Annotated in this window: 13 protein-coding genes and 1 tRNA gene; 6 read left to right on the forward strand and 8 right to left on the reverse strand. The window is 34.1% G+C overall.

Annotated elements, in window-relative coordinates; genetic code table 11:
• Window positions 1-3 precede the first annotated feature (3 nt).
• Both DTUR_RS08460 and DTUR_RS08465 read right to left on the reverse strand, forming a co-directional pair.
• Complete coding sequence (locus tag DTUR_RS08460) at window positions 4-501, reverse strand: metallophosphoesterase family protein (RefSeq protein WP_012583986.1); 498 nt, start codon at window positions 499-501, stop codon at window positions 4-6.
• Window positions 502-539: 38 nt separating this feature from the next.
• A tRNA-Ser gene (locus DTUR_RS08465) sits at window positions 540-629 on the reverse strand.
• A gap of 90 nt (window positions 630-719) precedes the next feature.
• On the opposite strand from DTUR_RS08465, the gene DTUR_RS08470 reads away from it, so the two are divergent.
• Both DTUR_RS08470 and DTUR_RS08475 read left to right on the forward strand, forming a co-directional pair.
• The gene (locus DTUR_RS08470) at window positions 720-1274 is read left to right on the forward strand and encodes a nitroreductase family protein (RefSeq protein WP_012583987.1); all 555 of its coding nucleotides are present in this window, start codon (window positions 720-722) and stop codon (window positions 1272-1274) included.
• Between the two features lie 3 nt (window positions 1275-1277).
• Window positions 1278-2090, forward strand: a complete 813-nt coding sequence (locus DTUR_RS08475) for a sugar phosphate isomerase/epimerase family protein (RefSeq protein WP_012583988.1) — start codon at window positions 1278-1280, stop codon at window positions 2088-2090.
• Here the strand turns inward: DTUR_RS08475 and pheA are convergent.
• A complete protein-coding gene (gene pheA / locus DTUR_RS08480) occupies window positions 2066-3136 on the reverse strand; it encodes a prephenate dehydratase (RefSeq protein WP_012583989.1) in 1071 nt (356 codons plus the stop codon). The genes DTUR_RS08475 and pheA overlap by 25 nt on opposite strands.
• A 136-nt stretch (window positions 3137-3272) precedes the next feature.
• Between pheA and DTUR_RS08485 the strand changes: the two genes are divergently transcribed.
• The 4 genes from DTUR_RS08485 (at window position 3273) to DTUR_RS08500 (ending at window position 7628) form a co-directional block, all read left to right on the forward strand.
• Complete coding sequence (locus DTUR_RS08485) at window positions 3273-4226, forward strand: ABC transporter permease (protein WP_012583990.1); 954 nt, start codon at window positions 3273-3275, stop codon at window positions 4224-4226.
• A gap of 88 nt (window positions 4227-4314) precedes the next feature.
• A complete protein-coding gene (locus tag DTUR_RS08490) occupies window positions 4315-5331 on the forward strand; it encodes a sugar-binding protein (RefSeq protein ID WP_012583991.1) in 1017 nt (338 codons plus the stop codon).
• 57 nt (window positions 5332-5388) lie between these two features.
• On the forward strand, window positions 5389-6876 hold the full coding sequence (locus DTUR_RS08495; RefSeq protein ID WP_012583992.1) for a sugar ABC transporter ATP-binding protein: 1488 nt from the start codon (window positions 5389-5391) through the stop codon (window positions 6874-6876).
• A gap of 50 nt (window positions 6877-6926) precedes the next feature.
• The gene (locus DTUR_RS08500) at window positions 6927-7628 is read left to right on the forward strand and encodes an SDR family oxidoreductase (RefSeq protein ID WP_012583993.1); all 702 of its coding nucleotides are present in this window, start codon (window positions 6927-6929) and stop codon (window positions 7626-7628) included.
• Window positions 7629-7665: 37 nt separating this feature from the next.
• Here DTUR_RS08500 and DTUR_RS08505 read toward each other — a convergent pair whose 3' ends face one another.
• The 5 genes from DTUR_RS08505 to DTUR_RS08525 all read right to left on the reverse strand — a co-directional run bounded on the left by DTUR_RS08505 (window position 7666) and on the right by DTUR_RS08525 (window position 12108).
• Complete coding sequence (locus tag DTUR_RS08505; RefSeq protein ID WP_012583994.1) at window positions 7666-8202, reverse strand: PsbP-related protein; 537 nt, start codon at window positions 8200-8202, stop codon at window positions 7666-7668.
• A 31-nt stretch (window positions 8203-8233) separates the two neighbouring features.
• Complete coding sequence (locus DTUR_RS08510; protein ID WP_012583995.1) at window positions 8234-9205, reverse strand: endo-1,4-beta-xylanase; 972 nt, start codon at window positions 9203-9205, stop codon at window positions 8234-8236.
• Window positions 9206-9313: 108 nt separating this feature from the next.
• On the reverse strand, window positions 9314-10201 hold the full coding sequence (locus tag DTUR_RS08515) for a TraB/GumN family protein (RefSeq protein WP_012583996.1): 888 nt from the start codon (window positions 10199-10201) through the stop codon (window positions 9314-9316).
• Between the two features lie 23 nt (window positions 10202-10224).
• Complete coding sequence (locus DTUR_RS08520) at window positions 10225-10989, reverse strand: mechanosensitive ion channel family protein (RefSeq protein WP_242603696.1); 765 nt, start codon at window positions 10987-10989, stop codon at window positions 10225-10227.
• Between the two features lie 606 nt (window positions 10990-11595).
• Window positions 11596-12108, reverse strand: coding sequence for a rubrerythrin family protein (locus tag DTUR_RS08525; RefSeq protein WP_012583998.1), 513 nt, complete (start codon window positions 12106-12108; stop codon window positions 11596-11598).
• Window positions 12109-12113: the final 5 nt, after the last annotated feature.

The following is a 12113-nucleotide window of genomic DNA, read 5'->3' on the forward strand; positions in this document are numbered from 1 at the left end:
CAATCAGATCTCAATTGGTACTATCTCTCCCCAAATTTTATCCTTGTCCACATATAGATAGCCTATGGTATTTTTGTCGGTAAAAAATTTATCTGTGGGAGAGCCCGGATTAAAAAAGAGTATATTATTTTCCCATTCTATCACTGCTTTATGAGTATGTCCAAAAACTATAGCATTCAAAGTTTCTCCTTCAAAAACATTCCTAACCCTTTCCTTAATACCCCATGGAGCACCACTACCATGAGTAATCCCTATCTTAACATTCTCAACAGTTATGATCCTTTTTGCTGGAAGAACTCTTTTCACCTCAAAATTATCCATATTTCCATGTACTCCTACAACTTCTGCGATCCTCTGAAGTTCTGGTAAAAAGAAAATATCTTCCCAATCTCCAGCATGAATTATTAAATTCACTCCTTGAAGCTTTTCAACAATAACTTGAGGAAGATAAGGAAAACGAGAAGGAAGATGAGTATCCGAAATTACCCCAATTTTTACCATAAGTCCTCCTTCTCTGTTACTACTATGTATTAAAAAATTGGCGGGGAGGGTGGGACTCGAACCCACATGGCCACGAAGGCCTTACCGGTTTTCAAGACCGGCCCCTTAGCCAATTCGGACACCTCCCCGATGTCCAAAAAAATTATACCATAAATTTTTTAATTTTAAGTTAAAATTTTGTGGTATAATCTTATTCACAAAAAAAGAAGGTGAATTTTATGGAAGTAAAAAGAATAATTCAGGAGAGAAGATCTCTAAGATCCCTTGAGCCTTTTGAAGTAACTCAAGAGTTAATATATGATCTTGCTGAATCAGCCTCTCTTGCCCCTTCATGCTTTAACAATCAACCTTGGCGCTTTATTTTTACCTATGATCAAAATATCCTTAAAGAGTTGTATACCGCTTTAACCCCAAGAAATAATTGGGCTTATAAATCCCCTCTAATAGTTACAGTCTTTACAAAGGATGAGTTAGATTGTCAAATAAAAGGAAGAAATTATGCCCTTCTTGATACTGGGATGGCTGTGGGATTCATGCTTTTAAGGGCCACAGAGTTAGGATTAATAGCTCATCCTATAGCAGGTTATGATGAGGAAAAGGTAAAAAAGATCTTAAATATACCTGAAGATATGACGGCAATTCTATTAATCGTATTTGGAAAACAAGCAAAAGAGATAAATCCAAATCTTTCTGAGGAACAAAAAGAAAGAGAACTGAAAAGGCCAGAAAGACTTCCAATAAAAGATTTTGTGTATTTTAACAAATACAGGTAAAAGATGTTAATTTCTTGTTCAACTGCAGCCTTTATAAATCCAGAAATGACCATAGATGAAAAATTAAAAAATTCTATTGAGGCTTTAACCACTATTTTAGAAAACAACTTCGATGGAATTGAACTCTTTCTTCCTAAGGACTTTGATGAGGAAAAAAGAGAAACCCTCTTTAATGAAGCAAAAAAAATCAGAGGAAAAATATTAACTTTACATGCCCCTAAAAACATTCTTCATAAACCTATAAAGTCTGTACTCCCTGATCTAGTAAAACTAATTAAGGAATGCTATGAGTTGGAAATAAAAATTATTGTTATGCATCCTCCCTTTCAAAAATCCATGGATTCTTTGTTAAAAAATGTATTCTCCATATTCGACAATGTAATCCACTTTGCTTCAAGACATAATGTAATATTAACCATAGAAAATGTACCTTATCTTCTTGATCCACCTCAATTTTACTCTGCTCTTGTGAAGAGATACAGAAATTCTATTGGCATAACCATTGATGTAGAGTATCTTCACTCCACAAAGTATTCCTTGGACAAATATCCTAAAGAATTATTAAAAAACTATCTCCGAAATATACATATAAGGGATTATGATGGACAAAGCTTTGATGAAGAAGGAAAAAGGAGATATTTAAAGTTAGGAGAAGGATTAATCAATTTTAAAGAACTATTTGAAAAGATATTTGAAATTGGATATGACGGTCCTTTAACTGTGGAGACTGTTTTTGATAATAAAATCGAAGACCTAAAATATAGTAGAAACTTTATTATAAAAAACCTTCCTCAAAAATCATTAGCCTCTGGATAAGAGCCTAATATCTTAAAGTCTATACATTCTTCCTTTACCCTCTCAAGGGCTTGAGAGACCTTTTCATCCCATATATGTCCTTGAAAATCTACAAAGAACCTATACTCAAAGGGTTTAGCAGGAACAGGTCTTGATTGAATTAAAGTCATATTTAAACCAAAATCATGTAGTGGTCTCAAAGCCCTGTATAAAGCTCCTGCTTGGTGCTTAACCGAGAAAATTATAGAGGTTTTATCCTTACCCGTTGGTTTTGGAATGTCTTTTCCAAGTACTAAAAATCTTGTCTTATTGTTCCAAGAATCCTGAATATTCTCAGCAAGAATATTTAATCCAAAGACCTCTGCTGCAAAATTACTTGCGATAGCCGCACTTTCTTTTTCTTCCTTTACTATTTTAGCAGCAAAACTTGTGCTTGAGGTTGGTATCTCTTGTACGTTAGGTAAATTTTGCCTCAACCACCTTTTGCACTGGGCAAGAGCTTGGGGATGAGAGTATACCCTTTTGACCTTATTCATGGAATCTTCAGAAGATATTAAAGAATGTCTTACATCTAAATAAACCTCCCCAATCACTTTTTTAGTAGTAACAGCAAGAAGATCCATGGTACTTCCTACCGTACCTTCTAAAGAATTTTCTATGGGAACTACAGCATATTCAGATCCTTCCTCTAAGGACTTAAAAATGTCCTCCACCAAAAGTAAAGGTTTAAACTTTACACCCTCTCCAAAAAACTTTACCGCAGCCTGATGAGTAAAACTGCCTTCAGGACCTAAATATAAAACCTCAATATCTTTCTCAAGAGCCCTTAAGTAGCTCATGATAGTCTTAAAGATTCCTATTATTGCCTTCTCATCTAAAGGTCCCTGGTTTTCTTTAACTAATCTTTCCAAAAGTTCTTTCTCCCTTGAAGGATCAAAAATAGGATAATTATTTTTAATCTTCCAATTTCTTATTTGAAGTACTATTTGGGCTCTTTTATTTATAATCTCAAGCAATTTCCTATCTAATTCATCTATCTCTCTTCTAAGTTCCTCGAGTTCTCTCACAGATAATCTCTCCCTTGAATATATTTTTATAAATTCTATAGAAATATTCTTTTGTGGTCAATATTGCATTTTTTTCAAAATAAAACTATACTACTATGGGAAAACGATAACGTAAACTTTTCTAAGAGAGGGGTTGATGAAGATAAAGTCCAACAAGCAAAACTTAAGATTTTATTTTCGTGAATTAAATATTCTTCTTGCTCTTGCCGTGTTATGTGTCTTCATTACAATAATGAATCCTAAGTTTATTACCCCCTTTAACCTTCAGGTGGTTGCAAGACAAATAGCAATTTATGGGCTTCTTGCTATTGGGGAAACGTTAATAATTATTGGTGGTGGTATAGATCTTTCCGTGGGATCTCTTGTGGCTCTAACAGGTGTCCTTGTAGCTCTTTTCATGAAAAATGGTATAGATATGGTAGTAGCAATTCTTTTGGTGCTAATTATATCTTGTCTTATAGGATTTTGGCATGGGTTCTTTGTCACCAAACTAAATGTTCCCCCCTTTATAATAACCTTAGGAACCCTCACTGCTGCAAGAGGACTTGCCTCAGTTATTACAAAAGGATGGCCCATTATTGGTCTCCCCGAAAAATTCTTCTTTATAGGCCAAGGAGATCTTTGGGGAATTCCTTTCCCTACTGTGATATTAATTGTCTTTGCAATTTTAGCCTTCTTTATTACAAAGTACACAGTGCTTGGAAGGGATTTATATGCAGTAGGAGGAAATATTGAGGCTGCAAGACTTTCTGGAATAGATGTGGATAAAGTAAGAATGTTTACCTACGTTTTTGGATCCTTCCTTGCAGGAATCACAGGGATAATCATTGCCTCAAGACTAAGCCAAGGACAAGCAGGAGTCGGAGGGGGCTATGAATTGAGTGCTATCGCAGCTGCAGTAATAGGAGGTACCTCTCTTTCGGGTGGCGAGGGTACGATTTTAGGTACCATAATTGGAGCAAGTATTATGTCAGTGATTTATAATGGACTCATACTTCTTGAAATATCTTCATATTGGCATGATGTAGTAATGGGACTTGTGATAGTTACAGCAGTCACAATAGACATTTGGAGAAAGAGAAAAAGATAAATCCTAATTTGGGGGGGGGTGAGAAAATATTTTAATTCCTATCTCTTTTCCAATTTTAAAGAAATTCAACTAGTGGGAGGTGTTCTTTATGCGTAAAGTTTTGGTTGCTATTTTAATTATTCTTTTCCCTATTATATTCTCTATAGGGTATTCTAAAGAAATACATGTAGCAGTTATTGGAAAATCAGTACATCCTTACTGGGCAGAGGTAGAACTCGGAGTAAAACAGGCAGCTAAAGATTTGGGAGTAAAAGCTACCTTCTTCGTACCTCAAAAAGAAGATATCCCTGCACAAATATCCCAGATGGAGTCCTTTATTGCTATGGGTGTTGATGGTATTGCTATTGCTCCTTCTGACCCAACCGCTATAGCTCCAACCATTGAAAAAGCAATGGCAAAAGGTATTCCAGTAATTACCCTTGATACCGATGCCCCTCAAAGCAAGAGATTAGTATACATCGGAACTGACAACTACTCAGCAGGAAAAATTGCTGGCATGGTAATGAATGATCTACTTGGAATAAAAGGAGGAAAGGTAGCTATAGGAACAGGATCTCTTACTGCAATGAACTCCTTAGAGAGAATCCGTGGTTTCATGGATGGCATAGCTTCTAACAAAAGAATTGTTGTAGTAACTAAACCAGCTCTTTGCGATTTTGAAGACACAGGAAGAGCTGTTACCCTTGCAGAACAAGCACTCTTGACCTATCCAGACCTTAGAGGATTCTTTGGAGTCTATGCTTTCAATGGACCCGCTGCAGCAAAAGCAGTAAAATCTGCTGGAAAAGTAGGTCAAGTGTTAATAGTATGTTTTGACACCACTGCAGAACATATGCAACTTATAAAAGAAGGAGTAATATCCGCTACTGTAGGTCAAAGGCCATATATGATGGGATACAAGAGCGTAGAAGTTCTAACCAAAATGGCACAAAAGGGCGTTGACGCAACTCTTAAAGAATTACCAGCAAACAGAATTATTGACACTGGTGTAGATGTGGTAGCCGGAGATAAATACGTAAAGAGCATAAAGAGTGTACAAGCACTAACAGTAGAGCAATATAGAAAGAAATTACAAGAACTTGGTATACCTGTTCAGGGATGGTAGCAAAGAAATAGGGGGAGGAGCTCTCCTCCCCCAAAACATACATAGGAGGCTTGAAAAATGAATCAGGATCTCCTATTAAAAATGGAGAAAATTTCAAAAAGCTTTCCTGGAGTAAAAGCTTTGGACCAAGTAGATTTAGAAGTCTACAAGGGTGAAATTCTTGCCCTTGTGGGAGAAAACGGAGCTGGAAAATCTACCCTTATGAAAATTCTAACAGGAGTTTACCAAAAAGACGAAGGAAGAATCCTATTTAAAGGAAAGGAAATAAGCCCTCAAAATCCTCATGAAGCCCAAAAATTAGGTATTTCTATTATTTATCAAGAATTTAATTTGGCCCCAAACCTTGATATTGCTACAAACATATTTTTAGGTAATGAGCCCAGAAAGGGTAAATTTATAAAAATTTTTGATTATAAGAAAGCCTACGAAGAATCATTAAAACTCTTAGATTTACTTGGCTTAAATTTATCACCAGACACCTTAGTAAAAGATCTTACTGTAGCCGAACAACAAATGGTAGAAATTGCGAAGGCTCTTGCTCAAAAAACAGAACTTATCATAATGGATGAACCTACCTCGGCTCTTGCCGGAAGAGAGGTTAAAAAACTATTTGAGATAATGAGAAGGCTTAAAAGTGAGAATATTTCAATAATATTTATTACTCATAGGCTTGAAGAGGTATTTGAAATTGCTGACAGAATTGTAGTATTAAGAGATGGGAAAAGAGTTGGAGAATTACCTGCTCAAAGGGATAAGTATGATGATGTAATAAGAATGATGGTAGGAAGAGAGATAAGAGTAATACCAAAACCTTCTACAAAAACAGAAGAACCTATCTTTGAGGTAAGAAATCTATCTTCTAAAAAGATCAAAAATATATCTTTCCAACTTAGAAAAGGAGAAGTCTTAGGGATTGCAGGTCTCGTAGGAGCAGGAAGAACAGAGATTATTAGAGCCATATTTGGAGCTGATCCTATAATTTCTGGAGAAATATATCTCGAAGGAAAAAGGATTGAAATTAAATCACCAAAGGATGCGGTACAACAAAAAATAGGCTTAGTACCTGAAGATAGAAAGCTTCAAGGACTTATTCTGGATATGGCGGTTTATGAGAATATTTCTTTACCTTCTTTAATATATTTATTCCCTAATGGAATTATAAAAAAGAAAACAGAGTATGATCTTGCTGAGTATTTTGTTAAAAAACTACAAATAAAAACGCCAAGTATTTTCCAAAAAGTTATAAACCTCTCTGGAGGAAATCAGCAAAAAGTTGTGCTTGCAAAATGGCTTGCTTTAAAACCTAAGATTCTTATTCTTGATGAACCTACAAGGGGAATAGATGTGGGAGCAAAAGCAGAAATACATAGACTTATTGGAGAAATGGCTCAAGAAGGAATTGGAATTATCCTTATCTCTTCAGAACTTCCTGAAATTCTCGCCCTTTCTGATAGAATTCTTGTAGTATCAAAGGGAAGAATCACAGGAGAAATAAGCAAAGAAGAAGCAACACAGGAGAAAATAATGCAATATGCAATAATTTAATCTATAATTATAATACCATAAGTCTTTCACAAAAGAAGGAGGATTCTAACATGTCAAATTATACCGTATTTATAACAGGAGCCTCTAAAGGGTTAGGTTTTTCTCTGACAAAACTCTACCTTGAAAAAGGACATAAAGTAATAGCAACCTATCGAAAGAATCTTGAAAAATTAGAAGAAATAAAAAATCATCCAAACTTAATCCTTTATACGATGGATGTATCCGATGAAAACTCAGTCAAAAATGCCTTTGATTTTTTAAAAGACAAAATTAGTCACATTGACATTCTTATAAACAATGCAGCTGTATATTTAGAAGACAAAACTAAAACCATAGAGAATGTAGATATTGAAGAAGCCATTACAACTTTAAATATAAACTCCATAGGTCCCTTAAGAGTCTTAAAATACTTTTATTCCTTTGTGGAGAGGGGAAATAAGAAATTAATAATAAATGTATCATCAGAAGCTGGAAGTATTTCCAACTGTTGGAGAGATAGGGAATATGCCTATTGTATGTCAAAATCAGCTTTAAATATGCTCTCTGCCATATTGCAAAATTATAGCATACCTAAAGGTATAAAAGTTTTAGCCATTCATCCTGGCTGGATGAGAACTGACATGGGGGGTCCCAATGCAGATATAGCTCCTGAAGAAGCAGCTGAAGGTATATACAATCTCTCTATGAAAGATTGGGATATAAGCGATAAAAATATATACATGGATTATAAAGGAAATTTAATGACTTGGTAAAAATATGGGGGCGGTTTTGCTATTCGCCCCCTATATTTTAAAGTATCTCAAAAGTACTTAAACTCTTTTCAAAAGCAGGTAAATTCTTCTCAAAATTATCTTTTAAAGAAGTAAAAGTAAAAATGTAAAATCTTCCTTCATAGATAATATAAACTTGTTTTTGTTCGAAAGACAAACCTTTATCCACGTTTAGAGTATAAACAATCTCATAACCTTTATATTTTGATACATCCCTTACTCCTTCGGAAATAAACTCTAAAGAACCATAATATTCTCCTACAGCTTCTAATTGGACTTTTATTTCACTTATAAGATCTTCATTTATCTCTGTAACCTCACCAGGAAGATTTACCACATTTATATTGAAATTGGGCATAAATCCTTCATCAGCAGGACCTACAAACATCACCGCTAAATTATAAGGTTTTCCGTCTTTTACCTCCCATCCTTCGGGAGGCACAATAGAAAAACCTAACTTTTCATCCACGTATTTATTAGTATCTGCTAAAAGAATATTAAAGGAAAAACATAAAATTAAACTAATAAAAAGTAACAATTTTAAAAGCTTTCTCATTTAACAATCCCTCCTATATTCATATATTTCTTTAAAACTTCACAATTTCCCAAAAAGCCTTTTTAGGGTTATGATTCTTATCAAAGAGTAATGGATAGTCTTCTCTTCCCCTTACAGGCCAGAAGTAAAGCCAAGTATAATCATCAGCTACACCCCAAAAAGTAACCCCAGTGACCACCCCTCTATATTTCCTTAAGATCTCAAAGGCTTGTTTATAAAGTTGAGCCTGCTTCTCAATCCTATCATCGGGTGGAACTTTAAAATTATTATTTTCATTTCTGTCATAGTAAATAGATATATCAAATTCAGTAATCTGAACCTCAACACCAAGCTCTGAAAATCTCTTTATAGAGTCTTCAAGCATCTTAGGTGTAGGCCATGCTAATGTCCAGTGGCCCTGTATTCCAACACCATGAATTGGGATCCCTTTCTCTTTAAGCCTTTTTACCAATTGATAAGCCTTTTCCCTCTTTATGGGATCCTCTAAGTTATAATCATTATAAAATAATTTAGCATTAGGATCTGCTTCATTAGCCCAAATAAATGCTTTTTCAATAACTTCCTCCCCACAAATATCATACCAGGGAGCCTTTCTCAAAAACTCATTAGGGTTATCTGATAGGGCCTCATTAACCACATCCCAAGCGTAAACCTTACCTTTATAGTGTCCTACCACCTCATAAATATGCTCTTTCAATCTTGCAAGAATCTCATCTTTAGTTCCTGCATAAACCCATCCTGGAGTCTGATTATGCCAAACTAAGGTATGTCCCCTTACCTTCATACCATTTTTCATGGCAAAATCTACAATCTCATCGGCAGGACCAAAATCATAAACATAGGGTTTAGGATGAATAACTTCCCATTTCATTTGATTTTCAGGTGTTAGACTATTAAAGTGTTTCTTAAGAAGATCCTCATAAGTATAGATGTTTAAATGGCTAACCGCTGCACCAATGGGAAAGTAATCTTTATATACTTCTTTCAGGGATGGAATCTCCATACCTACTGCCTCCTTCCTTAAATCGCTTATGGAAAAAATTAAAAGGAATAATAAGAGTGCAAAGATGGAAAACCTTTGCTTAATCATTTTACCAACAACTCCTTTCTATCAAAAAATTTTACTGCCTAAAAACCCCTCACTTTCTAATAATTTTATCACATTATTTTCACCTATTAAATGTCCAGCCCCAACTACTATAAATAAGGATTTATATTCTCCTAATAATCTCTTTATTCTCTCTGCAAACTTAAAGTTCCTCCTATAGAATATATGCTCATAAAATATTTTATATTCTTTTTTCTCTCTATCTTTCATTAAAAAATTCAACAATTTTTCTTCATCCCCATTTTTGTATGCATCAAGCAATAATGATAAATCATTCTTACTGTGCTCTTCTTGCTTTAATCCTTGTAAAATAGTTTTCAAAATATTCAATTGATCCTCTTCCGGTATTTCAGAAAATGCATCAAGTTGCTCCTCTACAGTCTCTAAGGGTATTATTTTTTTATTTAATTTCTTGGCTCTATTCAAAAAATAGAAATCAATCCCATATCTCATATCCGAAGCAGAATTTAAAACAGAAGAGCTAATTTGAAGCAATAATACCCAAGGCTTAAAGATCTTTATTTGCTCAAAATTCTCCTCGCCCAAAAGCTTCTTTAAATACCCTACCGATTCAGAATCCAAATAATTCTCAATACTATCTCCTTTTTTATATATTCCTCTCCTAGATAAATAACTTTGAGTTTTAAATATATTTTGGGAATCAGTTATATCCAGTTCAACAACTAATGCCTCTGTCTCAATAAAAACCTTCTCAATCAATGGATCAAGAGGGTATAAGTCGGGAGTTCCATAATGGATAGATCCCAAAATATACGCCTTACCATAATCAGATCTTACCTCATAGAAAATCCCCTTAGTTCCACAAAAAACAAAGTTGAGTAACAAAATAGAAATGATTACAAAAGAAATAAGTCTTTTTAAATACTTCATTATCCCTTCCCCCCTACTACTAATTAATTCTTTGTTATCCTCAGATCAACGACCATATATGGAATAGAAATATTATTTTCATCAAAAACCTTCTTAATTCTAGTACTTAAAGCATTGATAGCATCAAAATAACTATCTCTATTCACCCAAAAATATACAGTATAGGTTATTCCCGAATTTCCATACTCTTTAAAAACCACCATATTATTTACACTCTCATCCTTTACTACGAGTTCTTCCTCTTCTAAAGCTCTTTTTAATAAACTTATAACCTTCTCAAGATCAGAAGAATAATCCACACTAACATCAAAACTTACTCTCCTATAAGGACCTGGCCAAAATTTTGTCACTGTTCCAGACCATACTTTTCTATTGGGTATTAATACCATCTTCCCATCAAAAGTCTTTATCCTTGTATGGTTCATCTCCACCATATCCACTATTCCACTAATTCCATCTACATCTAAAGCTTCTCCCTCAAAGACTTTTCTTGTCACCAAAACCAATATTCCAGAAAGAAAATTTGTAAGCGGTTCCTGAAAAGCAAGACCTAAAACCACACCCGAAATTCCAAGTCCTGTAAGATAGGGCATTAGATTTACATTCCAAATGGACAAAATAATAGCTACACCAAAGCCAAATATTAAGAAGCCAATAAGCATGGAAACAGTTTTTGGAGCCTTTATCTCCCTTCCTGCTCTTGAAGCGACATTATTTATAGCTTTCATAATGATTTTATGAATAAAAAAGGATACAAAGAGAATAAATAAAGACCATATAATATTCATATACATTATAAATCACCCTTTATATATATCTTTCAAAAAATACGCATATCACAAATATCTGTAGCATAAACTTCAAGTCCATTTTTTGCAAAAAAATATATAATATCTTCTTTCGCACCCAAGATCTAAAATCTTAATCAAAGACATTATATCATTAAAATCTTATGCCTTACAATTTTTTAGTAAGCTTTTTTTGAATTTATAAGAAGTTTATAAAAATACGAAAGAGGATAAACCTTGATGTGGAAGAATAGAACCAAATGAAACATATAATATTATAAATCCTCTTCAGAAGATTTTTAAGTAATAAAAGGTATAGGTTCAAAAAATCATCCTAAAGAAAAGACTATGAGGATCTAAATTTAACATTAGGAAGTTAAAGGAAATTAAAAAGAGAAGGGCTTCATTATAATGCCCTTCCCATTTATGTATAGAAATTTCGCTTTGTTTTCAATCTTCTCTCCCTTTAGAGTAACCTCTAATATCTCTTTAATATCCTTAGCCCTATAGGTTCCTGCAAGTAATAAGCTCTGTATGTTCTAAAGGCTGAATCTTTACAGAGTGTTCTAATTCTAATACTCTATTAAGCATATCAACTCCATATAATTATATTGAGAACTCTTTATAAGAACTCTTTGGTGCACCACATAAAGGACACTTCTCAGGAGGCTCGCCTTCTATCGTATGTCCACAGACCGGGCATATATAAATCTTAGTTGCAGTATAATCTTCGTTTTTACTCACCAATTCTTTAGCCTTTTTATACATTTCTGCATGAATTTTTTCTGCTTCCCAAGCAAATCTTGTGCTCCTTTCTGCTCCTTTTTCGTTTTGAAATACAGCAGTATTGTTATATACGGGGTACATTTCTTCAATTTCGTAAGTTTCTCCATCTATGCACTGTTGAACATTGTCTGGCATATCCTGCTTTAAAAGTCCAAGTTCCCTAAAATGATTCCTAGCATGTACAAATTCTGCATAAGCAATAGCTCTAAACAAATTAGCAAGCTTGACTAAACCTTTTCTTTCCGCTTCTTCAGCAAAAATTAGGTACTTCATATGTGCCATACTTTCTCCTGCAAAAGCATTATGGAGAAATTCTTCGGTCATTTTTCTCATAAATT

It is taken from the genome of Dictyoglomus turgidum DSM 6724, from assembly GCF_000021645.1.
In the GTDB taxonomy this organism is placed as follows: domain Bacteria; phylum Dictyoglomota; class Dictyoglomia; order Dictyoglomales; family Dictyoglomaceae; genus Dictyoglomus; species Dictyoglomus turgidum.